Below are 25,193 nucleotides of genomic sequence, written 5' to 3' on the forward strand. Positions count from 1 at the left end.
TTAGCGGTAGCTTAATGCAATTCGCCATATATTTTCTCAGCCAAACTTTGGCTGATGCCTTCAACACTGGCAAGTTCATCAATACTAGCATTTTTTACGCCATCTAAACCGCCAAAACGGGTAAGCAGCGCCTTACGACGTTTTGCACCTATCCCTTCAATATCTTCCAGGCTGGAATGCAATCTGGCTTTGGCACGTTTAGCACGATGCCCGGTAATGGCGAAACGATGTGCTTCATCGCGAATCTGCTGCAATAGGTGCAGACCTTTGTTATCTTTCTCCAGATTAATCATCTCACCAGTATCTGAAAAGATCATGGTCTCCAGACCGGGTTTACGATCCTCTCCTTTGGCAATACCTACCAGCAGGATATCGTCCAGCCCAACTTCGGCCATCACTTCAATCGCCACACCAAGCTGGCCTTTACCGCCATCAATAAACACCAAATCCGGACGCTTACCCTCACCCGCCGCCACTTTCTTATAGCGTCTGGTAAGCACATCGCGCATCGCCGCGTAATCGTCACCCGGGGTAATGCCCGTAATGTTATAGCGGCGGTATTCACTATTTTGCATATCGCCACGATCAAACACGACACAGCTAGCTACTGTGGCCTCGCCCATGGTATGGCTAATATCAAAGCACTCCATACGCTCAGTACTATCAGGTAGGCGCAAGGCCTCACGCAGTGCAAGCAATTTAGCCTCCTGATTGGCAGAGGTGGCGGCACGCTGCCCCAATGCCAAATCAGCATTAGTTTGCGCCATTTTCAACCACACGCGCTTGTCGCCGATAGGATTGGTATTGATTTTTACTTTACGGCCAGCTTGCTCGCTTAACACTTCTTCAATCAACTCGGTTTCGATTTTAACGCCCACCACAATCAGTGGCGGTGTATTTTGGGCAACATAATGCTGTGCCAAAAAGGCTTGCACCGTGGTTTCCAATGTTTCACCATCGGTGTTCTTTGGCATATAACTACGGTCACCTAAGTGACGTCCGCCACGAATCATCACCAAATTCACACAGTGCTGCCCCTGCAACTCCGCGCCGGCAATCACATCAGCGTCCGATACGTTAAAGTCACTAACAAACTGCTTAGCCTGCACCTGATGCAGTGCCTGTATGCGGTCTCTAAACACAACTGCGAGCTCGTAATCTTGCTTAGCCGCAGCAGTATTCATTTGCTCGGCAATGGTATCGATTACCTCAGTGGTCTTACCTTGCAGGAACATGGCGGCCTGATGTACATCATTACGATAATCATCTGCCGAAATAAAGCCTACGCACGGCGCAGTGCAACGTGCTATTTGGTGCTGCAAACATGGACGACTACGGTTGGCGAATACGGTATTTTCACAAGTGCGCAATTTAAAAACCTTTTGCAGTAATTGAATACTCTCACGCACCGCTACCGAGTTAGGAAATGGCCCAAAATACTGGTTACCTTTGCGCTGCGCGCCACGATGAAACGCTAGGCGAGAATACTCATCACCGGTCAATGTAATATAGGGGTATGACTTATCATCCCTAAACAACACGTTATAGCGCGGCATTAAGCCTTTAATCAGGTTATTTTCCAGCAATAGCGCTTCTGCTTCACTGCGCGTCACCGTGGTTTCTATACGTGCAATATTACTCACCATCACGCGTGTGCGCGGGCTGGGTAAGGTTTTATTAAAGTAAGAGGAAACGCGTTTCTTGAGGTCTTTGGCCTTGCCAACATAAATCACCTCATCGCTAGCGTTAATCATGCGATAGACGCCCGGCAGGTTGGGCAAGTTTTTTAGAATGGGCTTGGCATCGAACATGAGCGTATTTTACAGCCCATTAATTGAATTGGATTAAATCAAACACGGTAAATATTACAAAATGAATATTTACCGTGATCATCAAACCAGAGGTGAATTACTCTGAAATCTTTTTAATGTTTTCTAAACCTGATTTAAAAATACCTAAAATCGCGGCTTTAGCTGCTGCATCATCTTGACCAGCAGCACCCGGATTTGCCGGATCTTTACGTTTAAAGTTTGCACTCCAAACCACAGTTGCCTTGCCGTCTGCACTGGCTTTAACTTTTAAAGTTGCACCATATTCACGTAGTGGCAATACGCTTTCTGTGATTTCATACTTCATGGTTTTAGCATCAGCATCAAAACTAGTTAGCACTTCATTAATTTTGCCGCCATCTTGTGTGGTTAATACACGCGTAGCGCCAACCTCTGCAGCTTGGCCGCTAGTGATTTCAGTTTTAGCGATTGCTGGGTGCCAGCGCATATCAGCAAAACTACCTACCGCTGCCCATACTTTATCCGCTGGCGCATTGATTTCAATACTTTCTTTCACACGGATTGTTTCGTCAATCGCAGCAGATGCTTGGTTTGTAAACGCAAACAATGAAACCAACATTGCTGTCATAAATTTACTCATAAAAACCTCGAAATATTATTATTTAAGAATGCGCCCGCCAAAAGCGAGCGCACAAGAATATACATGATTATTAAAACAACGGGGACACAACATCATTGACGCATGCAAAAGCATGCCAGATATTACAAGCAATAATCTGTACGACTATCTAACCTAAACAACGCTAGGCATCTAACAACTCACCTGCGATGGCCCAATCTTCATAAGCAACCTCTTCAAACGTAATATAGGTATAAGACTTTGGCTTATGCGCGACGCGCTCTAATGTTTCGGTGATTTCTTTGGCGATTTGCGCTTTTTGCTCGCGCGTAACTTCACCAGCTAATTTGATGTTCACATATGGCATGCTTCATTCTCCTTTAATTGATGCACTTACACTACCGACAGAAAACTACCTACATAAAACCGCGAGCCATGAGCATCGGCTGCAATTAACGTTACTAAGTTGATTTAGTGCTCGTGCTCATGATGATGCTCGTGGTCATGTGCGTGTTGATGGTATTTAGTAAGCTGACCTTGTAAGGTTAACCAAATATCTCGCATTAAATTTAAAGTCAGCATCAATAACAACAATGAAATTAACAATGACAAGATAGGGTCAATCAACATCCAGCCTGTAAAGTAAATCACAACACCCGCGGCCACTGCGGCAACAGAGCCTAATAAATCGCCTAAAACATGCAGAAAAGCAGCACTATTATTTAAGCTTTCGCCATGATGATGCGCCTGATGATGCAATTGTTTAGCCACCACCAAATTAACAATTAAACCGATGCTGGCAATAACAATTAAACCAAACCCCTGCACTTGATGCGGCTGTTGAAACCGCGTAATTGCCTCTATCACAATAAAGACCACTACCAGCAACATAGCGACTGCATTGATGATGGAAACAACTAGCTCTGCATAGCTCACCCCAGAGCGGTGGCGTGCAACATTGGCACGCTTACTCATTACAGACGCTATCCAAGCTAAGCCAAGTGCGGCAACATCGGAAAACATATGTCCCGCATCACTTAACAGCGCTAAGGAGCCGGTGTACCAGCTACCAACGGCTTCTACGATTGCAAAAATAAGAATTAATAAAAATGGGACGAAATAATGATCGTGATCATCGTGCTTGTGGTGTGTAGATGTATTCATAAGCTAAATGCTAACCCAAAAATCTGGGATAATGTCGCCTTATCACAATTTTTCATGATTCTATGCTCAGTTACCGCCACGCATTTCATGCAGGCAACCACGCCGATGTACTTAAGCATTACGTACTAGGTTTAGTGCTTGCCCATACCGCACAAAAAGACAAACCATTCTGGTATATAGACAGCCATGCAGGTGCAGGCATGTACAGCCTGCAACAGGGTTACGCAACCCAAAATGCAGAGTTTGAAGCAGGCATCAGCAAGCTTTTATCTGCACAGCACCTGCCGCACAGTCTTGCTGATTATGTCGCCAAGATTAAATCTTTTAACACCAGCAATACGCTGGAGTTTTACCCAGGCTCACCCATGGTGGCTGAATCGCATATGCGAGCAGATGACAAAATGCGCCTGTTTGAACTACACCCTAGCGATTACGAGCTATTGTCAGATAACTTTGAAGGCTTTGGCAAACAGGTCAAAGTGGAAATGCAAAATGGCTTTAAAGGCCTAAAGTCATGCTTACCACCCCCACCCCGCCGCGCGGTAGTACTGATAGACCCGCCTTATGAAGATAAGCAGGATTATCTATATGTTGTGGATGCAATTAAAGACAGTGTGAAGCGATTTCCTACTGGCACTTACATCATTTGGTACCCGTTATTACAGCGCCCAGAGCCATCAGAAATGCGAGATAGCCTCTTGGCATTGAACTTACCTAACTGGTTACATGTCACTTTATCGGTTGCGGCGCCGTCAGCAGAAGGGTTTGGCATGTATGGTAGCGGTTTATTTGTGATTAACCCACCGTGGACCCTACCTAAAACTTTGGCAGAGAGCATGCCAGTTTTAACCGAACTACTGGCACTGGATACGGCCGCAAACTTCACGTTAGACAGCCAGATTGAGTAAATTTACCCTTAATCTAACTGCTACAATACACCCACGTTTACGTTATTAAGTTTCGTAATTAATTTAAAGGCTTTTACTAATGCAAGAAAAATCAAAACAACATGCGACCGCCTATAAACAAGGCAGCATTATGACTAATATTTTATTTGGTAGCCGCTGGCTGCAATTACCGCTGTATTTGGGCTTGATTGTGGCACAAGCGGTATACGTGTTCTTTTTTGGCGTAGAGCTTATTCACTTGGTAGCAAGCGCAAATAAAATCGTTGAAGCAGATATTATGCTAATCGTGCTGGGTTTGATTGACGTAGTGATGATTTCAAATCTGCTGATTATGGTGATTGTAGGCGGCTATGAAACCTTTGTATCACGCCTTAACTTGGAAGGCCACCCAGATGAACCGGATTGGCTATCTCACGTGAATGCCAACCTATTAAAAGTAAAACTGGCGACTGCTATCATCGGCATTTCGTCAATTCACTTGCTCAAGACCTTTATCAATGCACAAAACCTATCTGATAAAGTATTGATTGCACAAACCGTGATTCACATGACGTTTGTGCTATCTGCAGTGGCAATTGCTTATATCGACAAACTCATGTCACATCCACAACCGACCGAGCACTAAATCTTAATATAGTAGCACCACTCGCTGTGGTGCTACCTCTACCTGCTGTACAGAAAACTTATGCACGGTAATCGTTTTCTCGTTTTCAGTTTCCACGCTCACGCGCCATTCACCCGGCGCTAAATTGCTCTTGTAGGTATAACCTCTAAAACCTTCATAACGTCCACCAGATAAGTCAAAACCTATGCGTGACTGCGTCACCCAGCCTTGCTTTTTGTCGTAATGTTGCCAACGATGATATAGCTTTGCTTGCAAGCCTGGCGGAGCAAATATAGAAGAAAAACAATACACACGCTGCCCTGGTGTCATTTCTAAATCATTGCTGGTTTTACGCCAGAATACCCACCATGGGGACGCCTGCTGCGACAACCGGTATTGTCCATTGGCTTTTTCTAACTCAAAGGCCACCACCACATCACGCTTGACCAAAGGCACAGGGGGAATCATATCCGCCGCATAGGCCAACATGAGTAGCGCTGCAATGGCAGCAACTGGCTTGATGCTCCCCAAGTGGTTAGGTGTTTTCTTATACAGCCAAAATGCCAAACTGGCGCCAAGTAGCGTACTTAAGTAAAACCACACCGCATGTATGCTGCCCAATATAAACGGCAAGGCAAAGTTAAATAGCAACATGGCACATAAGCCGAACATAGACCAGCTTAGTGTGAAACGTTTGTATTCGCTTTCTAAAAACTCATTCGCCACCAACAATACTGCCAGCGCCAGTGACATCAGCCATGCCAGCCAATGACTAGAACTTTTAAAATACAAAATAAATAAAGCACTGAACAGGCTGCCAAACAAAAATTGCAATAAAAAGTAAGGCACGCGTGGTGAGTAATGCTTTTTAACCACAGACACCAACTTACTCGAGCTGTTCTCAAGAGGAATCGGGCGGCCAATCAGATAAAGAATGACTGCAGCACAAAACAGGTAGCCTGCGAATATCCATAAATCCAAGGCGGCAACATTGCGACCTATGGTTAGTGCATCCCAGGCGAACCCTCCCACAAAGAACACGGCAGGCATAAAATCTGCAACTTTACGCACATGGCGCATGGCGGTTTGCACCCAAGCTACATTGGTTAATTGGCTAAACATATCAGAAAAAACGAATAGAACTACAGAAAATGGCCGATAACATAGCCAATGATAATACCTATGATTAACGCAATGGTTAATCCGCGATAAGTGAGTACATCTTTTGAATAGCCGCGTTTAATGGCGACAAATGAAACAATATAGCCAATGGCATTCAGCAGCCAAATGATGGAGAGGCTTAGTACCTTGACAATCAAGGGACCAACGACAGGGACCAAGCCAATAACACCGATAATCCAAACAAATACATTAGACACTACACCAAACAGTATTACACCAGCCCCCACTGCTTTGGCGTCCCAGCCAAAATACCAGGCAGCACAGATAACCGCGACCAGCAACAGACTTAACGGCAACATCCGCTTCCACGCGCCACGTTGAGGTGGCGGCGTGATGATCTTTGGGTCAAAAATTATCCGATTGTCCTGCGGCAGAGGTTTGGTCATATTAATTGTGCGGTCATTGCTGAATCAACTGAAACAAACAGTGTACTACCATCTGACCAATCACTTAAACTTGCTCGGTGATAGGAATGACTTTTTTACCATTAGAAAGCGCCTCTAATGCTGGCGTGTAGTCTGTCATTTGATCAAAATTCAGATATTTGTAAATTTCAGCTGTGTTAGCCAGTTTGTTGCCTACCGTGTCCAAATACTCTGCATGTGTCGGCATACGGCCTAACTTGGCACAAACCGCAGCCAATTCCGCTGAACCCAAGTACACACGAGCATCTCTACCCATGCGGTTGTCAAAGTTACGCGTACTGGTTGAAAACACAGTGGCCTTATCTGCTACACGCGCTTGGTTACCCATACATAATGAGCAACCTGGCACTTCAGTTCTGGCGCCGGCAACCCCAAATACAGAGTAAACACCTTCATCACGTAATTGCGCTTCGTCCATACGGGTCGGTGGTGCAATCCATAAACGCGTAGGGATACCGCCTGAACCTTCCAACACTTTAGCCGCCGCGCGATAGTGACCGATGTTAGTCATGCAGCTACCGATGAATACTTCATCAATTTTATCGCCGACTACCGCTGTTAATGGTTTGATGTCGTCTGGGTCGTTAGGGCAAGCTACTAATGGCTCAGTAATGGTGTTGAGGTCAATCTCAATCACATGTGCGTATTCAGCATCTTTATCGGCCTCTAATAACTCAGGCTTAGCCAACCAAGCCTGCATGCTTGCAATACGGCGTTGCAATGTGCGTGGATCTTGGTAACCATTATCAATCATGTTCTGTAACAACACGATATTTGAAGTCAGGAACTCAATCACTGGCTCCTTGTTCAACTTCACCGTACAGCCGTTAGCAGAACGCTCAGCAGAGGCATCGGCAAACTCAAACGCTTGCTCTACTTTTAAATCTGGCAAACCTTCAATTTCCAAGATTCTGCCGTTAAATACATTCTTTTTACCTTGCTTACCAACTGTCAAAGTGCCTTCTTGAATAGCTGCGTAAGGAATTGCATTCACTAAATCACGCAAGGTAATGCCAGGCTGCATTTCACCTTTAAAACGCACTAATACAGATTCAGGCATATCTAATGGCATCACGCCCATAGCTGCTGCAAAGGCAACCAAGCCAGAGCCCGCTGGGAATGAAATACCAATCGGGAAACGTGTGTGTGAATCGCCACCTGTACCAACCGTATCTGGCAACACCATGCGGTTTAACCATGAGTGAATCACGCCATCACCTGGGCGTAAGCTAACGCCGCCACGACTGCTCATAAACTCTGGCAAGCTGTGCTGTAATTTAATATCAACTGGTTTTGGGTAAGCGGCTGTGTGGCAGAAGCTTTGCATCACTAAATCAGCGCTGAAGCCCAAACACGCCAACTCTTTAAGCTCATCACGCGTCATACCGCCAGTCGTATCTTGTGAACCAACCGTTGTGGCCTTAGGCTCACAATACGCACCAGGGCGCACGCCTGTACCTTCAGGCAAACCACATGCTCTACCCACCATTTTTTGCGCCAGCGTGTAGCCTTTGCCTGTATCTTTTGGTGCAATAGATTGAATAAATAAATCAGATGCTGGTAAACCTAGTGCATGGCGCGCATTGGTAGTTAAACCACGGCCAATAATCAATGGAATACGGCCGCCAGCACGCACTTCATCCGGCATGGTGGTTGGTGCTAGCTCAAACGTGCTAATGACCTCACCTTGCGCATTTAACACTTGGCCTGCATAAGGTTTAATGGTGATGACATCGCCCGTTTGCATTTTTGACACATCACATTGAATCGGCATCGCGCCTGAGTCTTCTGCGGTGTTAAAGAAAATTGGCGCAATTTTGGTGCCTAGAATCACACCACCAGTGCGTTTGTTAGGAATATTAGGAATATCATTACCCATAAACCACTGTACAGAGTTAATGGCTGATTTACGTGATGAACCAGTACCGACCACGTCACCCACATAAGCGAGTGGCAAACCTTTTTGCTTCAAGGTTTCAATCGTTTTTAAGCCATCAGGCATTTTAGTCACTAGCATCGCTTTTGCATGCAATGGAATATCTGGGCGGCTCCATGCCTCTTGAGCTGGGCTTAAATCGTCAGTATTGGTTTCACCATCCACTTTAAATACAACGACTTTAATTTCGTCAGCCAATTTTGGCACATTGGTAAACCACTCTGCATTTGCCCAAGACTCGATGAGTTGTTTAGCATGCACATTGCCTGCTTTCATTTTTTCATCAACATCATGGAATGCATCAAACATTAAAATCGTTTGCGATAAGGCTTTAACCGCAGCATCCGCCATGGCTGGGTTAGTCGCAGATAAATCTAACAGCCCGACCAAAGCCTGTACATTGTAGCCACCTAGCATGGTGCCCAATAAGGCAACCGCTGCTTCAGCGCTGACTAACGGTGATACAGCTTTACCGTGCGCAATGTCTGACAAAAACGCTGCTTTCACATAGGCAGCCTGATCCACACCTGCTGGTACGCGATTCTCTAGCAAATCGACCAACAGTTCTTCTTCACCCGCTGGCGGGTTTTTGAGTAGCTCTACAAGTTGTGCGACTTGTTCAGCTGATAATGGTAATGGAGGAAGTTGTTGTGAAGCACGTTCTTGCACGTGCGCTGCATAGGCTTTTAACATAACGATTTTCTGCTTAGATTTCTAGTTAAATAAAATTGTGTTTATTATAAACTAGCTTAACTTAATGTTGATTAATGCATGTGTGATGATTCATGCATTTGTGAGGATTAGCGCACTTTCACCGTGTACGTCACCTGCAAAATCTAATAATCAGCCAAACTAGTTTGTTAGTTGCGATGCCCCTGCGAAAGGGGTACCACAGCTCGCGCCTTTAAGCGAAGCTTCGAATCTTTCTAAGACTTCACTTTCATAGCCTTTGCCATGCTTGAGCTCTAAAAAAGCACGCACCTCGCTAGCATCGGCAAATCCGTTTTTATCGGTGTCCATCGACACCACGTTTTCTTCAACGGTAGGCCCTGTATAGCGGCCTTGGGTATCGGTCAGCACATCAAGGATAGTAGCAGCATGCGCAGGCATCACCGCCATTAAACCAACCATCAAACCAGCCGCCCCAGCAACTAAGATAAACAACCTAATTCCATGTGATTTCATCAACTTACTCCTTTGCATGAGTTAAGAGTAAAAATCTAGATAATAATTCACTCAGTCTATCACTTAACTAATGATTATTTACTAGTGCTTACCTACTAAGCTGGATGAATGACAATCACCTCATCAAGGGCTTTACGCTGTGCTATCTTTTGTTGCCATTCCGCAGGGCCAGTGGTATGCACTGAACTACCGTGGCTATCAACTGCAACCGTTACTGGCATGTCTTGCACGGTAAATTCATAAATGGCTTCCATGCCCAAATCAGCAAATGCTAGCACTTCAGCTTTCTTAATCGCTTTGCTCACCAAATAAGCTGCGCCACCCACTGCCGTTAAATAAACTGAGTGATGCTTGGCAATGGTTGCAATCGTTTCTTCCCCGCGCTCAGCCTTACCTATCATACCTAACAGCCCGGTTTGGCTGAGCATAGCTTCTGTAAAATCATCCATACGCGTCGCTGTGGTTGGGCCTGCTGGCCCTACGGCCTCATTACCCACCGCATCTACAGGGCCCACGTAATAAATAAAGCGATTGGTAAAGTCTATTGGCAGCTTTTCACCATTATTCAGCATGGTCACCATACGTTTATGCGCAGCGTCCCTACCGGTGAGCAACTTACCGCTTAGCAGCAAGGTTTGTCCTGGCTGCCATGCTTCAATCTCTTGCTGCGTAATCGTATCCAGATTCACCCTTAACGATTGTGCGCTTGGTGCCCAATGCACATCAGGCCAATCATCCAGACTTGGTGCTTCCAAAACTGCTGGCCCGCTGCCATCCAGCTCAAAATGTACGTGTCGTGTAGCCGCGCAATTAGGAATAATCGCCACCGGCAAGCTGGCCGCATGCGTTGGATAATCTAGTATTTTCACATCCAGTACGGTAGTTAAGCCGCCTAAGCCTTGTGCGCCAATCCCCAGATTATTGACCTTTTCATAGATTTCCAACCTTAAAGCATCAATTTTATTCTGCGCGCCGTTTGCTTTCAGCTCGTGCATATCAATCGGCGCCATCAGTGACTCTTTAGCCAACAACATGGCTTTTTCAGCGGTACCGCCAATACCAATCCCCAGCATACCAGGCGGACACCAGCCGGCGCCCATAGTTGGCACTACCTCTAATATCCAATCAACAATGCTGTCGTTCGGGTTAAGCATGGCTAGTTTTGCTTTATTCTCACTACCGCCGCCTTTAGCTGCGATGCTCACTTCAACCTTATCGCCAGTTACCAATTCTACATGTACCACAGCCGGGGTGTTGTCTTTAGTATTGGCACGCTTACCAGCCGGGTCACTCACAATCGAGGCACGCAGCTTATTTTCAGGTAACAAATAAGCGCGACGCACACCTTCATTGACCATCTGCTCCAATGAAAGCTCAGCATCAAAACGTGCATTCATCCCTACTTTAACAAAAGCCACCACAATGCCGGTATCCTGACACAATGGGCGCTTGCCTTCTGCACACATGCGCGAGTTAGTCAGAATCTGCGCAATCGCGTCTTTGGCGGCTGGAGATTCTTCCTGCGTATAAGCAGCGGCTAACGCCTGAATAAAATCAGCGGGGTGGTAGTAAGAAATATACTGCAAAGCATCTGCAATGCTGGCAATAAAGTCCTCTTGTTTAATCGTAGTCATCGTATTGGTTTATCGTGTTGATTTTGCTGTGGCAATGGTTGAGTTGATATCTTTACGTAAGATTTTACCATTCTTAGTGCGTGGAAAATCTTTTGCCAGATAAACCGTTTTGGGCGATTTATAAGCTGCCAGATGCTGCTTACCAAAATGCAATAAATCATCCGGCGTGATGCTAGCCTCTGGCTTCAATATCACATAAATCACCACTAGCAGCTTATCTTTCTCAATCTCTTCACCAATGGCAGCGCAATCTGACACATCTGGATGGCCTTTATACACACGCTCGATCTCATAGGGTGAAACACGGTAGCCAAAGCTTTTAATAATGTCGTCTTTGCGCCCTAAGAACCAGATGTAGCCATCAGCATCATATTTTGCATAATCTCCGGTAAAGAAGTAGCTATCATGCTTATATTTGGCAGTTTCTTCATCCAGATTCCAGTAACGTAAAAACAAACCAGGGTCTGTATCCGTGACGCAAATCATGCCCTCTTCACCCGCGGCTACAGGCTCACGCGTGTCTGGATTAAGTAACTGAATATCGTGCCCAGGCTGCGGAAAACCAGCTGAACCAGCACGGATAGGACGGTACTTGCTTTGCGAGAGGTAGTATGAAAACTCACTCATGCCAACCGCTTCATAGATATCTAACCCAAAACGCGCACGCCATTGCGTTAACACCTCATCTGACAAGTGCTCACCCGCGCTCATATAGTGGCGCATACTAGGCAACTGTTCTTTGGCCGTGGTGGTTTTTTGTAAAATCTGGCGGTAAATAGTAGGCACGCCAATAAAAATAGTGGCTTGATGTTTTTGGATTAAATCCAGCCATTTTTGCGCATCGTTTTTACCCTCATGCACAATCACGGTTTTACCCAAATACAGCGGATCCATCAAACCAGTACCTAGTACATAGGTCCAGTTAAACTTTCCTGAGTGCATGATTCTATCTTGCACTTGCTCGCTGTAATTAAACCAATACTGTGCTGCGGGCTGACGCCCTAATAAAGCGCGGTGCGCATGTAGCACGCCCTTAGGATAACCGGTAGTACCAGAGGTATAGACCAGATAAGCAGGATCTTCAGCTTTAGTGCGCGGCATTGCGTCTACCGCTTTTACGTTAGCCATTGTTTGCTGCAAATCGTGCACAACCAATTTGCCGGCTGCAGGCATTTGCGTCAGCTGTGTCAGTAGCACATGTTTCAGGTTAGGCGTATTACCCAACGCACCTTCCAGTTGCGACTGCATCCCAGCCCACGCCGCCGCATCGGTCACCAGTACGGTTGCGCCTGAATCTTTTGCCAAATATGCAACTTCTTCTGCGGTAAGCAAGGTAGATGTGGGTACAGATATCGCTCCCATTTTCATCGCACCTAAGAACGCGATTGGGTAATCCAAACTATTCGGCAAGCGAATCAGCACTCGATCGCCGACTTTAACACCAAAATCACGTAATATTTGCGCAAATAAATCAGTTTTAAGTGCCAAATCTGCAAAAGTAATGGTGGAGGTACCTAAGGCATCATCCTCAACAATCATCGCAATTTCATTTGCTTGCGCCGTGCCTAAATGACGGTCTGAGCAAGCCACACCAATATTAAAATACTCTGGAATTTGCCAATCCCACTTTGGAAAGTCAGTCAACATTATAAAAGCACTCCATATGGCCAGTTTTCTCGCACAACCTGTGCAGGTAGTAGTTGCAAAACATGTAAAGCAAATTCCATATCGCTGGATTTAAGCGCGCGTAATGCATGCGCCCTTAATAATGTTTGTAAGGCTTTACCAAACATTGGCGGATCCAACATCTCGCCTTCAAACTTAATCGCACCACCCAGCAAAGCATCCGCCTCAATCGCCGCCTTCAAAATACATACTTTTTGTGCAATTTCGGTTGGGGATGGCGTGTATGCAGTTTTACAAAGATGTATATGCCCTGGATGTATGACTTGTTTGCCAGTTAAGCCCATTGCCGCCTCTTTACAAGCATGTTTGTAAACTACGCGCGACTCATTATCACCATGCAAATCAAGCCAGCGGCGCACATCATGTGGCTCAAGATATTTTTCCGGCATCGGACTCGCGCCGATTAGCGTTTCCACGCCGCCAATCACACCTTTACCGGCGATACGTGCTTCAAACATCAATGTATTCATGTAAAACTGCAGTTCATCAATCCAGTTTTCAGGCGTAATTTGTATACCCATCGCTTTTGAAAAGTCATGAATACCAAACACCACATGTTTAACCGTGCTGTACTGCATCAAGTCTGGTGCTATTTTTAGCGATTTAGGGTGCTCAATAATAGGCTGAATCGTAATATGCGGATTAACGCTCAATAGGAAACTGGATAAATCACGCACCTCTGCCGCGCCATACGCCTCACCTGCTTTGGCCAGCATCACTACATCAATATAGTCGCCCATGTCGCGCACCAATTGCATATCCTGCTCGTACTCATCGGTTCTAAATGAGTTGGCGCGGATAGCAACCGTGACACGCTCATTGGTTTTGCGCAGCAATGGTAGCTCTTTGCGCAGCAGATCACGACTCATGGCTTTTTGTCGGCAACCGTCTTCCAAGTCAAAAATGAGGGTGTGTGCTTGCGTAAAATGCGCATGTTTTTTCATGCGCGCAGCAGCCTGCTCCATGTCTTCATAAATACCCAGACTAGGCGCATACTTGACCGGCGGATAATACAACTGGATGCCAGGCCAATAATCGCCCAGCGCTTTGGCGTCAAAAGCGATTGGCTCTTCACCTATATGCATCATCATCTTATTCAGCCTCCTGTAGTTTGCTTGACTCGGGTTTATTTAATCGGGCAGTTTTAATTTTATAAATCATGGCGCTTCTGGCGCTCTCTTGCGCCCCAAGCGCTTTACCCATGGCGCTGGTATTATTAATCAGCATCCAAAAGTCATTGTCTGGCAATGCGAGTAGCGCATCAAACACTTGCAGCTCTTCTAAGGTCAATGCATCGTAGTGATGTTGCACAAAGTCTTGCAGCACAATATCAAGCTCTAGCAAGCCTCTTCTGCAACGCCACGCAAAGCGTCTTTGCTCTGCATCTCTCAGGTTTTCTGCATTCATCATCATGCCACCTCAAATCGCCTTAATAGACACCGTTTTTTTCGTGGCTTTCGCCTCTTTTGCCCGCTCAATTTTTAAATCTTTAATGCTGGCAATCGCTGCATTAGGGTTAAGTTTTTTCGGGCAAACGTCCACACAGTTCATAATGTTGTGGCAACGATACAAGCGGTATGGGTCTTCCAAGTTTTCCAAACGCTCTGCTTCTGCCTGATCGCGTGAATCAACAATAAATCGATAAGCCTGCATCAAGCCAGACGGCCCTACAAACTTGTCAGGATTCCACCAAAAACTAGGACAAGCCGTGGTACAGGCGCCACACATAATGCACTCGTACAGGCCATCCAGCTTTGCCCGGTCTTCCGGGCTTTGCAGGCGCTCAGTTTCAGGTAACGGGTCATCGTTAATCAAATAAGGTTTTACTGAGTTGTAATGCTCAAAGAACTGCGTCATATCAACCACCAAGTCGCGTATCACTGGCAAACCCGGCATGGGTCTAAGTACCACAGGCTGCTCAAGCTCAGACAACTTAGTGGTACAGGCTAGGCCATTTTTACCGTTAATGTTCATGGCATCACTACCACACACACCCTCACGGCAGGATTTACGCATAGATAAGGTATCGTCATGCTGCTTGATACGAATCAGCGCATCCAGCAACATTTGGTCCTCTTCTTGCAATTCAATGTCATAGTCTTGCATGTAAGGCTTTTTGTCCGTGTCCGGGTTGTATCTATAAATAGAAAACTTCATATTAATAAACCCTCGCTTTAGGTATAAATGGCTCTACAGTTAATGGTTGCAAACGCACAGGCTTATAAAGCAGCTGGTGGTCTTTTTTATAATAAAGTGAATGCGCTAACCAGTTTTCATCATCACGCTCGGAGAAATCTTCGCGTGCATGTGCACCGCGGCTTTCTTTGCGGTTGTTGGCAGCATGCATGGTCGCCACAGCCACTTCGATTAAATTGTCCAGCTCCAACGCCTCGATGCGCGCGGTATTAAACACCTGGCTCTTATCTTTAATCTCAATATGCTTCACACGTTCGGCAATCTCATTGATTTTAGTCACGCCATCTTCCAGCAGATCAGGGAACCTAAACACGCCGCAATGCGCTTGCATGGCACTACGCATGGCCGCGCCAACTTCAGCCACATTTTCACCATTGGTTTGCTGGTTTAGACGATTAACCCGCGCCAATGTTTTGTCAGCTGCATCACTAGGCAACGGCTTGTGTGCTTGGTTTAAGGCAATCTGTTTCACCATTTGGTCGCCTGCGACTTTACCAAACACGACTAAATCCAATAACGAGTTAGAGCCTAGGCGATTTGCGCCATGTACGGAAACACAGGCACACTCACCTACGGCATATAAGCCACTCACGACCTTTTCGCCACCATCTTCCGGCTCAACCACTTGCCCATCTAAATTGGTAGGAATACCTCCCATCATGTAATGTGCTGTTGGCACAATCGGAATCGGGTCAACCACTGGGTCAACATTGGCAAAGGTTTTAGCAATTTCACGGATACCCGGCAGGCGCTTATTAATCAACTCCTCACCCAAATGGTCTAGTTTTAAGTACACTGCATCTTTATTTTTGCCCACACCGCGGCCGGCTTTAATTTCTGTGGCAATTGAACGTGAAATCACATCACGACTTGCTAAGTCTTTGGCATTAGGTGCATAGCGCTCCATAAAACGCTCGCCTTCAGAGTTCACCAAATAGCCACCCTCACCACGCACACCTTCGGTAATCAACACACCAGCATGCAGTACGCCAGTCGGATGAAATTGCCAGAACTCCATATCCTGCAATGGTAAACCAGCGCGTATCGCCATACCCAGCCCATCACCAGTATTAATAAAGGCATTGGTACTGGCTTGGAATATGCGCCCTGCACCACCTGTAGCTAACAACGTTGTTTTAGCCTGTATCACATGAATATCGCCAGTTTCAATTTCTAACGCAATCACACCCAGCACATCGCCATCCGCATCGCGAATTAAATCCAGTGCAAACCATTCGACAAAAAACTGTGTATTTGCACGAATATTGCGCTGATACAAAGTATGCAGCATGGCATGGCCGGTTCTGTCAGCCACAGCACAAGTACGTGAAATAGGTTTTTCACCAAAGTTCTGCGTCATCCCGCCAAATGGGCGCTGAAATATTTTGCCGTTTTCTAGGCGGTCAAACGGCATGCCAAAATGCTCAAGTTCAATAATCGCCTTGGCGGCGTTTTTACACATAAACTCAATCGCATCCTGATCACCTAGGTAATCAGAGCCTTTAATCGTGTCGTACATATGCCAAAGCCAGTTATCTCCAGACACATTACCCAGAGCAGCGGCCACGCCACCCTGTGCCGCCACTGTATGTGAGCGTGTGGGGAAAACCTTAGACAGCACGGCAACCTTAACACCGGCCTCGGCGAGTTGTAGCGAGGCGCGCAAGCCTGCGCCGCCACCACCAACAATCACTGCATCAAACTGATGATTTTGTATATTCATATGAGACTAAAGCTTCCATAAAATAATGCATACCCAGCACAGGTAAACAATCAACAATATATCCACCGTCACTTGCATCACAGCACGCAACTTTAGGTTAAACACATAATCTTTAAATACATCCCGCACCCCAAGCCAAGCATGCGTAAATAAACTGGTAAAAAACACTAGCGTTAACAACCGCCACCACCAAGGTGACATTAAATCTAGCCATGACACATAATCGTGCGGCTGCTTAATTGCTAATACAAGCAACATCAGCATTAGATAAATCACCATAATCACTGCCGAAATACGCTGCGTGAGCCATAAACGCATGCCCGGATATTTTTTTGTTAGTAGTTCTATCAACATAACGGTGGTTGTTACCAAATATAATAAGCAAAACTAAGCATGGAACAGGCGCCTAACCCCAACACTATGCGGCTGGAGAATCTCGCTTTATTGAGCGTCGTCATCCAATGCACGTCTTGCCCTAAATGCCTTAGCCCTGCATACAAATGATGAAAAAACGGCCAGGAAAAACCAATTAAAATCAGCTTTAACGTCCAGTGCCTAAACATCACACCCAACTTATCAAAATTTGACTCATTACTGAGTGAGGTTTGCAGCGCCCAAATTAATGCCGGAATCAATAAAAACAGCAACATGCCACTCATGCGATGCAAAATCGACACCACAGCATTGATAGGCAAGCGAATCGTAAATAGATTAAGATTCTTGGGCCGATTGCGGATGGGAGTTTTTTTAGCCACTTATGCTGCCTCAGCTACTGCTTTTGATACTCGCGCTAACAGGCGCGGATCAAATGGTTTAGGAATAATATAATCTTTGCCAAACGCAAGTGAGTGCAGATTATAAGCAGCCAACACCTCTGCTGGCACTGGCTCACGCGCAAGCTCACTTAAGGCATGCGCTGCGGCAATTTTCATCGCCTCTGTGATTTGCTTAGCCTTAGCATCTAACGCCCCTCTAAACAAATATGGGAAACACAGCGCATTATTGACCTGATTAGGAAAATCACTACGCCCGGTTGCCATCAACACATCACCACGTATAGCATGCGCTACACTCGGTAGCACTTCTGGGTCTGGGTTTGCCAAAGCAAAAATAATCGGGTTAACCGCCATGTCATTGATTAAGCTTGCATCAAGTGCATTTTTGGCGGAAACACCAATAAACACATCCGCGCCTTGCATGGCATCTGCCAGCGTTTTTAACGCACTCGGCGCAATGGCAAGGGCTCGGTTGTTATCATGCAGATCTGGTCGATTAGTATCTAAAACGCCGGTTCTATCTACCATCGTAATATGATTAGCGCCCATGCTTTTCAGCAATTTTGCGCAAGAACAGCCAGCGGCACCCGCACCTAGAAATACGATTTTTGCCGTTGCCATGTTTTTACCCTGCAAGGTCAGCGCATTGAGCAATGCTGCAGCCACAATCACCGCTGTTCCGTGCTGATCATCATGAAACACTGGGATATCCAAACGTTTTTTCAGCTCATTCTCTATATAAAAACAGTGTGGCGCCGCAATATCTTCTAAATTAATGCCGCCAAAAGTCGGCGCTATATTCACCACGGTTTCAATAAATTCATCAGGTGTTTTTGCATTCACCTCAATATCAAACACATCAATGCCAGCAAAACGCTTAAACAATACGGCTTTACCTTCCATCACTGGCTTACTCGCCAATGCACCCATATTACCCAAACCCAGTACCGCAGTACCATCGGTAATCACCGCAACCAAATTACCTTTATTGGTATATTTGTAGGCATTACTTGCATCTGCATGAATTTCGCGCACCGGCTCGGCAACACCTGGTGTATATGCGAGCGACAAATCATCTTGCGTAATACAAGATTTTGACGACTCCACACTCAACTTTCCTGGTTTAGGAAACTGGTGGTAATCCAATGCGCGCTTTTTTAGGTCATCCATTTTTTTAGCCTTAATTTACAACTCAAAGTTGTCAAAATGTTTTTCAAAATCTGCAAGGACAGAAAAGCAAGCGCAGAGAGCACAAGAAGCGAGCCAGACAGCATCAATGCTAGTTTTAAAAAATATTTATTCAAGTTAGCTCACTTACTCAAGCTCACTCATGTAGTGATGGTCATCGGTCAAACACAGACCCAAGCGCCACTCCATGGGCTTATCACCATAGGTGAAAGAAACACGCTCTATACTTAACAAGGGATAACCCTCTTTTAGACCCAAGGATTTTGCCACCTCCTGATTTGCGGCAACCGCTTTCAAGCGCTCTTCCGCACGAATCATGCGCACACCAAACTGTGACTCATACATGCTGTACATTGAACCGTTACACTCTTCCACCTTGTTGCCATTAAGCCCCTTAAACGAAACTGCAGGCACCACAAGATGATCGTAAATCAATGGCCGACCGGAGAAAGTCAACAAGCGCTTCACTTCTATAGTGGCCGCACCAGCTTTAATCTCTAAAATTTTGGCAATATAGTTATCTGCTTTTGATTTAACACATGAGATCAGTTCGTTGTGCAGCAACTCTTTTTTGCCATCAATCGCAGTCAATCTTAAAAATCTAAGCTTAGTCACCTCTTCACTATGCGTAGCAACAAAAGTGCCTTTACCCTGCCTACGAATCAAAATATTTTCAGCAGACAAACTATCAATCGCTTTGCGCACCGTACCCTGGCTTACCTTGTAACGCGCAGCCAACTCTATTTCACTAGGGATCACATCACCAGGCTTCCACTCGCCGCCAATCAAACTCTGTGTGATTAACACTTTAATCTGATCATATAAAGGCCTGTAGCTGGGTGAACTCAATTGCTTATCCATAATTTCACAACCTATGCATTTTAGTTAACAGCAAGTATGCTTAATTTCCATGGTTGAATTTATATCATGCCGAATTAAATTAGTCCAGTGTTTTATATCTTATATAAGACATAAGATAAATGTTGACACTAGTTTAATTTCATCTATATAATCAAATCAACATTTTTATAAAGTCATATTGATTATGGAACATCACATCCGTCCAAGACGCTCCGTGCTATATGTACCGGGCTGCAATCAACACTATCTTGATCGAGCACGCACATTGGCAGCCGATTCTGTCATCTTGGACTTGGGCGACCCTATCCTTATTGACGCCAAAGAACAATCCAGAGCCAATGTAGTAGCCGCAATCAAACAAGGTGGCTATGGCTCTAGAGAGGTTGTAGTACGTGTGAATAACCTTGATTCAATCTGGGGTCATGATGATATTCGAGCGGTGGCGAATATCGGTGCGGATGCAATTCTGTTCCCTAATATTGAATCACGCGAAGATGTATTAAAAGCACAACAGCTGCTCGATGATGCTGGCGGACATGACGTGCCGATGATGGTGATGATAGAAAGCCCGATTGCGGTGCTGAACGCAAAAGAAATTGCCGCAGCCTCTGACCGTGTCATCTGTATTGTGATGGCAACTTCAGACCTTATCTCACAACTGCATGCGCATGTTACCCATGAACGCGTGGCGATTTTAACCTCATTATCTTTGGTGATTTTAGCCGCACGCGCTTATGGTAAAGCAGTGATTGATGGCATTACTAGCGACTTTAAAAATATGCACTCCTTTGAATATGCATGCCGCATTGGCCGCGACATGGGCATGGATGGAAAATCATTAGTACACCCTGCCCAAATTGCCTACTGCAATGATGCATACACACCAAAAGCGACAGAAGTCGCCAACGCCAGACTGATCATCACAGCACTAAAAGAGGCGAATGAGGCTGGCCGTGGCACCGTGGTAGTTAACGACAAGTTAGTGGAACATCACCACATTAAAGCAGCACAACGCTTAATTAAACTACATGAAGCAATTACCGAGCTTGAAGAAGAATACATATAAATGGCGACCATCATGCAATCAAACAAAACATCATCAGGCCGGTTTTTTGAACACTTCACACTTAATGAAGTGATTAATCACGCCACGCCACGCACCATTACCGCAGGCGATGTCGCGCTCTATATCGCATTAACCGGCAGCCGTAATCCATTGCATTGCAGCGAACCCTTTGCGCAGAGCGTGGGCTACCACGCCACTCCAATAGATGACCTACTTACGTTTCATATCGCATTTGGCAAAACTGTACCTGATATTTCCGTAAACGCAGTGGCAAACTTGGGCTACGCAGATGTTCGCTTCTTACAGCCTGTATCTGTAGGCGATACCCTAAGCACATCCAGCCAAGTGATTGGGCTTAAACAAAACTCCAACGGTAAAAACGGTGTAGTCTATGTACGATCCACCTCCGTTAACCAGCATAATCAGCCAGTTTTAAGCTGGGTGCGCTGGGTGATGGTACATAAAAATGACGCCAATGTGCCAGCACCGGAAACGACAATACCTGAATTGCCAGCATTTGTTGCAGCGGATCAATTAAGCATCCCAGCATACCTAACAGCTGGCAACTTTGACCAACAAGCAACAGGCGGCCAATTCTATTGGGAAGACTACCAAACAGGCGAGCGCATTAATCACGCGGCCGGCATGACCATTAACCAAAGTGACCATTCACTGGCTACCCGCCTTTATCAAAATAATGCGCGCTTACATTTTGACGCGCACTTAATGCAAAGCTCAACCTTTGGTAAACGCTTGGTATATGGCGGTATTGTCATTTCGGCATGCCGCGCATTGAGCTACGAGGGCCTGGAAAATGCAATCAGCATTGCGGCAATTAATGCAGGCACCCACGCCAACCCAAGCTTTGCCGGCGACACCATCTACACCTTCACTGAAGTGCTAGATAGCTGGGAGCTACCTAATAGAAGCGATATTGGCGCACTCAGGCTGCGCATGGTTGGCATTAAGAACATGAATCCTGCCGATTTAGCAGAAACCAAGCAATTTAACAGTTACCACCCCAATGTAGTACTTGATCTTGATTACACCGTACTGATGCCTCGCAAAGGAAACAAATAATGGCTGTGACTTATAAAAAACACCCGAATGAAGCACTATTTGGCGGAGAAAAACCATTTCCGCTGATTCCTGCCTGCGAGCATTTTGCCGGTAGTGAAAAGCTCATATTAAAAGCACTATCACTACAAGATAGCATAGGTGCGGTATTTGATATTACTTGCGATTGCGAGGATGGCGCCGCTGCTGGGCAAGAGCGCGAACACGCAGAGATGATTGTGCGGGTATTAAATTCAGACGCCAACAAACACAAAATGGCTGGTGCGCGCATCCATGATTACACACACCCAGCATGGAAACTAGATATCGATATTCTAGTAGCTGGTGCGGGCAAGGTACTGACTTATATCACCATCCCTAAATGTACTAGCATCGATCAAGCACGTGAAATGATTGAGTACGTTCAGGCCGTGGCGAAAGAGAACAATATTAGTCGCGTGATCCCTATCCATATACTGATTGAAACCCATGGCGCACTCAAACAAGTGCATGAAATTGCCGCACTGCCTTGGCTGCAAGTATTAGATTTCGGCTTGATGGATTTTGTGAGTGCTCACCATGGCGCCATCCCGGCCAGTGCAATGCGCAGCCCGGGCCAGTTTGAGCACAGATTACTAGCCCGTGCGAAATCAGAAGTAGTGGCAGCAGCACTCGCTAATGGCGTTGTCCCCGCGCATAACGTTACGCTAGATTTAAAAAATGTAGAAACAACATTGAGCGATGCCAGCCGCGCACGTAATGAGTTTGGCTTTATGCGCATGTGGAGCATTTACCCGACACAAATTCAGGCCATTGTAGATGCAATGAAACCTAATTTTGATGAAGTGATTGATGCAGCAAACATCATGCTTGCCGCACAGCAAGCGGAATGGGGGCCAATTCAATACGCCGGTGAATTACATGACCGTGCAACCTACCGATACTTTTGGGAAGTTTTGCAAAAAGCCAGATTAACCAAGGTCGAGATTCCAGCTGCTGCGGTTGAAGCGTTTTTTTAACAAGCTAAGCCCCCAGCGTCCACAAAACAACTATCAGCATGTACTCATGCCGATAGTTTGGGCTTGAATACCACCTCACGCCAGCATGGCAATACTGCGTGATTAAATGAACTGAAGGAAATCAGCAACATGAATAAACAAGCAACTGCAGGTACACGCTTTAGAGCCGCATTAAGCGCAGAAACACCTTTACAAATCATCGGTGCCATCAACGCTTACCACGCCCTGCTCGCCACGCAAACTGGTTATAAGGCTTTATATTTATCCGGGGGAGGAGTTGCTGCAGGTTCATTAGGTATTCCAGATTTAGGCATATCGACCCTTGAGGATGTGCTGATCGACGTACGCAGAATCACCGATGTGACAGAAACACCTTTACTGGTGGATATCGACACCGGCTTTGGCGGTGCATTTAACATCGCACGCAGCATTAAAAGCATTATTAAAGCGGGCGCAGGCGCTGTACATATTGAAGACCAAGTGCAAGCTAAGCGCTGTGGACATCGCCCTAACAAAGCGATTGTGAGCCAAGCTGAAATGGTAGATCGTATTAAAGCGGCTGTTGACGCAAAAACAGACCCAGACTTCGTGATTATGGCGCGTACTGATGCGCTTGCCGTAGAAGGCTTGCAATCCGCAATTGATCGCGCCTGTGCCTGCGTTGAAGCTGGTGCCGATATGATTTTCCCTGAGGCAATTACCGAGCTCAGCATGTATCAACAGTTTGCAGATGCAGTCAAAGTGCCAGTGCTCGCCAATATTACCGAGTTTGGCAGCACACCTTTATTTACCGTAGATGAGTTACGCAGCGCCCATGTCAGCATGGTGCTATATCCACTCTCTGCGTTTAGAGCCATGAACCAGGCTGCACTCAATGTATATCAGGCTGTGCGTAAAGATGGCACACAAGCCAATGTAGTCAACACCATGCAAACACGCGCAGCACTGTATGAGCATTTGAACTACCACGCTTACGAGCAAAAGCTAGACGCATTATTTAAGGGAGAAAAGTAGCATGACACAACCCACCACTACTCAAGAACCTAAAAAGAAAAAAGGCGTAGCGCTTGCCGGCATTTCAGCTGGCACCACTGCTATCTGTACCGTTGGCCACACTGGTAACGACCTACATTACCGCGGCTATGACATTATCGAACTAGCTAAATCTGCAACGTTTGAAGAAGTTGCTCATCTATTGATTCATGGTGCGCTACCGAATAAAGCAGAGCTAGCGGCATATCACCAAAAGCTCAAAAAGTTACGCGGTCTGCCAGATGACTTAAAAAAAGTGTTAGAGCACATCCCTGCTAACGCACACCCAATGGATGTGATGCGCACCGGCTGCTCTATGCTAGGCACACTAGAGCCTGAGGCAAGCGACCGTAACACTGAAAGTGCAAAAGATTTGGGCGATAGACTAATTGCCTGTTTTGGCTCTATTTTGATTTACTGGTACCACTTTAGTCACAACCAAAAACGCATAGAAGTGGAATCTGACGAAGACTCGATTGCCGCACATTTTCTACATTTGCTACATGGCAAAAAACCGTCAGATTTACACATCAGCGCAATGAATACATCGCTCGTGCTGTATGCAGAGCACGAATTTAACGCTTCTACCTTTACGGCACGTGTAGTGGCGGGTACTTTATCTGATATGTATTCATGCATTACCGGTGCGATTGGCGCATTACGCGGCCCAAAACATGGCGGAGCTAACGAGGCAGCGATGGAAATTATTGAACGCTACAAAACGGCTGATGAAGCCGAGGCCGACATCATGCAACGCATGGCGCGCAAAGAAATCATCATTGGCTTTGGTCATCCGGTATACACCATTGCCGACCCTAGAAACGAGTCTATCAAGGCTGTTAGCCGTAAGTTATGTGAAGATAACGGCAATATGACGCTATTTGATGTTTCCGCCCGCATAGAAGAAACCATGTGGCGTGAGAAAAAAATGTTCCCTAACCTGGATTGGTACAGCGCCTCCAGTTATCACATGATGGGCATACCTACCGGCATGTTCACCCCGATATTTGTGATATCACGCACCACAGGCTGGGTAGCCCATGTAATTGAACAGCGCATAGATAACAAAATCATCCGCCCAAATGCGGAATATGTGGGCCCAGAAAATCGGGCATATGTACCGCTGGAGCAACGTTAACAATT

25 protein-coding genes are annotated in these 25,193 nt (G+C 45.9%); 7 read left to right on the forward strand and 18 right to left on the reverse strand.

Annotated elements, in window-relative coordinates; genetic code table 11:
- Window positions 1-11 precede the first annotated feature (11 nt).
- The 4 genes from uvrC to ACSSU7_RS05530 all read right to left on the reverse strand — a co-directional run bounded on the left by uvrC (window position 12) and on the right by ACSSU7_RS05530 (window position 3,573).
- Window positions 12-1,811 carry an excinuclease ABC subunit UvrC gene (gene uvrC / locus ACSSU7_RS05515; protein ID WP_492517706.1) on the reverse strand — a complete coding sequence of 600 codons (1,800 nt, stop codon included), beginning with the start codon at window positions 1,809-1,811 and terminating at the stop codon, window positions 12-14.
- 97 nt (window positions 1,812-1,908) lie between these two features.
- Window positions 1,909-2,430, reverse strand: coding sequence for an SRPBCC family protein (locus ACSSU7_RS05520; RefSeq protein ID WP_492517707.1), 522 nt, complete (start codon window positions 2,428-2,430; stop codon window positions 1,909-1,911).
- Window positions 2,431-2,593: 163 nt separating this feature from the next.
- On the reverse strand, window positions 2,594-2,776 hold the full coding sequence (locus ACSSU7_RS05525) for a tautomerase family protein (RefSeq protein ID WP_015831720.1): 183 nt from the start codon (window positions 2,774-2,776) through the stop codon (window positions 2,594-2,596).
- 104 nt (window positions 2,777-2,880) lie between these two features.
- Entirely contained in the window at window positions 2,881-3,573 is a 693-nt protein-coding gene (locus ACSSU7_RS05530) for a cation diffusion facilitator family transporter (RefSeq protein ID WP_492517708.1), read from the reverse strand.
- A 62-nt stretch (window positions 3,574-3,635) separates the two neighbouring features.
- Between ACSSU7_RS05530 and ACSSU7_RS05535 the strand changes: the two genes are divergently transcribed.
- Together ACSSU7_RS05535 and ACSSU7_RS05540 are read left to right on the forward strand one after the other, a co-directional pair.
- Window positions 3,636-4,481 (forward strand): 23S rRNA (adenine(2030)-N(6))-methyltransferase RlmJ, encoded by an 846-nt coding sequence (locus ACSSU7_RS05535; RefSeq protein WP_492517709.1) that lies wholly within the window; start codon window positions 3,636-3,638, stop codon window positions 4,479-4,481.
- Window positions 4,482-4,560: 79 nt separating this feature from the next.
- Window positions 4,561-5,106, forward strand: a complete 546-nt coding sequence (locus ACSSU7_RS05540) for a TIGR00645 family protein (protein WP_492517710.1) — start codon at window positions 4,561-4,563, stop codon at window positions 5,104-5,106.
- A 3-nt stretch (window positions 5,107-5,109) separates the two neighbouring features.
- On the opposite strand, the gene ACSSU7_RS05545 is transcribed toward ACSSU7_RS05540, so the two are convergent.
- From ACSSU7_RS05545 to ACSSU7_RS05610, 14 genes are all read right to left on the reverse strand, one after another.
- Window positions 5,110-6,207 (reverse strand): DUF2914 domain-containing protein, encoded by a 1,098-nt coding sequence (locus tag ACSSU7_RS05545; RefSeq protein ID WP_492517711.1) that lies wholly within the window; start codon window positions 6,205-6,207, stop codon window positions 5,110-5,112.
- Between the two features lie 20 nt (window positions 6,208-6,227).
- On the reverse strand, window positions 6,228-6,653 hold the full coding sequence (locus ACSSU7_RS05550) for a hypothetical protein (protein ID WP_492517712.1): 426 nt from the start codon (window positions 6,651-6,653) through the stop codon (window positions 6,228-6,230).
- 64 nt (window positions 6,654-6,717) lie between these two features.
- Complete coding sequence (acnB, locus tag ACSSU7_RS05555; RefSeq protein WP_492517713.1) at window positions 6,718-9,321, reverse strand: bifunctional aconitate hydratase 2/2-methylisocitrate dehydratase; 2,604 nt, start codon at window positions 9,319-9,321, stop codon at window positions 6,718-6,720.
- 159 nt (window positions 9,322-9,480) lie between these two features.
- Window positions 9,481-9,813 (reverse strand): hypothetical protein, encoded by a 333-nt coding sequence (locus tag ACSSU7_RS05560; protein WP_492517714.1) that lies wholly within the window; start codon window positions 9,811-9,813, stop codon window positions 9,481-9,483.
- A 95-nt stretch (window positions 9,814-9,908) separates the two neighbouring features.
- Entirely contained in the window at window positions 9,909-11,447 is a 1,539-nt protein-coding gene (locus ACSSU7_RS05565; RefSeq protein ID WP_492517715.1) for a fumarate hydratase, read from the reverse strand.
- A gap of 9 nt (window positions 11,448-11,456) precedes the next feature.
- The gene (locus ACSSU7_RS05570) at window positions 11,457-13,094 is read right to left on the reverse strand and encodes an acetate--CoA ligase (RefSeq protein WP_492517716.1); all 1,638 of its coding nucleotides are present in this window, start codon (window positions 13,092-13,094) and stop codon (window positions 11,457-11,459) included.
- Window positions 13,094-14,224 carry an HpcH/HpaI aldolase/citrate lyase family protein gene (locus ACSSU7_RS05575; protein ID WP_492517717.1) on the reverse strand — a complete coding sequence of 377 codons (1,131 nt, stop codon included), beginning with the start codon at window positions 14,222-14,224 and terminating at the stop codon, window positions 13,094-13,096. The genes ACSSU7_RS05570 and ACSSU7_RS05575 overlap by 1 nt, the downstream gene beginning before the upstream one ends.
- Window position 14,225: 1 nt before the next feature.
- Complete coding sequence (locus ACSSU7_RS05580; protein ID WP_492517718.1) at window positions 14,226-14,546, reverse strand: FAD assembly factor SdhE; 321 nt, start codon at window positions 14,544-14,546, stop codon at window positions 14,226-14,228.
- 6 nt (window positions 14,547-14,552) lie between these two features.
- Entirely contained in the window at window positions 14,553-15,290 is a 738-nt protein-coding gene (locus tag ACSSU7_RS05585) for a succinate dehydrogenase iron-sulfur subunit (protein ID WP_492517719.1), read from the reverse strand.
- Window position 15,291: 1 nt separating this feature from the next.
- On the reverse strand, window positions 15,292-17,052 hold the full coding sequence (sdhA, locus tag ACSSU7_RS05590) for a succinate dehydrogenase flavoprotein subunit (RefSeq protein ID WP_492517720.1): 1,761 nt from the start codon (window positions 17,050-17,052) through the stop codon (window positions 15,292-15,294).
- A gap of 6 nt (window positions 17,053-17,058) precedes the next feature.
- Window positions 17,059-17,406 (reverse strand): succinate dehydrogenase, hydrophobic membrane anchor protein, encoded by a 348-nt coding sequence (sdhD, locus tag ACSSU7_RS05595; RefSeq protein WP_492517721.1) that lies wholly within the window; start codon window positions 17,404-17,406, stop codon window positions 17,059-17,061.
- An 11-nt stretch (window positions 17,407-17,417) separates the two neighbouring features.
- On the reverse strand, window positions 17,418-17,807 hold the full coding sequence (sdhC, locus tag ACSSU7_RS05600) for a succinate dehydrogenase, cytochrome b556 subunit (RefSeq protein ID WP_492517722.1): 390 nt from the start codon (window positions 17,805-17,807) through the stop codon (window positions 17,418-17,420).
- Window positions 17,808-18,998 carry a malic enzyme-like NAD(P)-binding protein gene (locus tag ACSSU7_RS05605; RefSeq protein WP_492517723.1) on the reverse strand — a complete coding sequence of 397 codons (1,191 nt, stop codon included), beginning with the start codon at window positions 18,996-18,998 and terminating at the stop codon, window positions 17,808-17,810.
- Window positions 18,999-19,142: 144 nt separating this feature from the next.
- On the reverse strand, window positions 19,143-19,877 hold the full coding sequence (locus ACSSU7_RS05610; protein WP_492517724.1) for a GntR family transcriptional regulator: 735 nt from the start codon (window positions 19,875-19,877) through the stop codon (window positions 19,143-19,145).
- Between the two features lie 184 nt (window positions 19,878-20,061).
- Between ACSSU7_RS05610 and ACSSU7_RS05615 the strand changes: the two genes are divergently transcribed.
- The 5 genes from ACSSU7_RS05615 to prpC all read left to right on the forward strand — a co-directional run bounded on the left by ACSSU7_RS05615 (window position 20,062) and on the right by prpC (window position 25,188).
- Complete coding sequence (locus tag ACSSU7_RS05615) at window positions 20,062-20,943, forward strand: HpcH/HpaI aldolase/citrate lyase family protein (RefSeq protein ID WP_492517725.1); 882 nt, start codon at window positions 20,062-20,064, stop codon at window positions 20,941-20,943.
- Between the two features lie 12 nt (window positions 20,944-20,955).
- Complete coding sequence (locus ACSSU7_RS05620; RefSeq protein ID WP_492517726.1) at window positions 20,956-22,023, forward strand: MaoC family dehydratase; 1,068 nt, start codon at window positions 20,956-20,958, stop codon at window positions 22,021-22,023.
- A complete protein-coding gene (locus ACSSU7_RS05625) occupies window positions 22,023-23,018 on the forward strand; it encodes an HpcH/HpaI aldolase/citrate lyase family protein (RefSeq protein ID WP_492517727.1) in 996 nt (331 codons plus the stop codon). The genes ACSSU7_RS05620 and ACSSU7_RS05625 overlap by 1 nt, the downstream gene beginning before the upstream one ends.
- Before the next feature lie 129 nt (window positions 23,019-23,147).
- The gene (gene prpB / locus ACSSU7_RS05630; protein WP_492517728.1) at window positions 23,148-24,032 is read left to right on the forward strand and encodes a methylisocitrate lyase; all 885 of its coding nucleotides are present in this window, start codon (window positions 23,148-23,150) and stop codon (window positions 24,030-24,032) included.
- Window position 24,033: 1 nt separating this feature from the next.
- Window positions 24,034-25,188 carry a bifunctional 2-methylcitrate synthase/citrate synthase gene (prpC, locus tag ACSSU7_RS05635; protein WP_492517729.1) on the forward strand — a complete coding sequence of 385 codons (1,155 nt, stop codon included), beginning with the start codon at window positions 24,034-24,036 and terminating at the stop codon, window positions 25,186-25,188.
- Window positions 25,189-25,193 lie beyond the last annotated feature (5 nt).

The sequence above is a fragment of the Methylotenera sp. E1MeOHC1 genome, assembly GCF_058745595.1.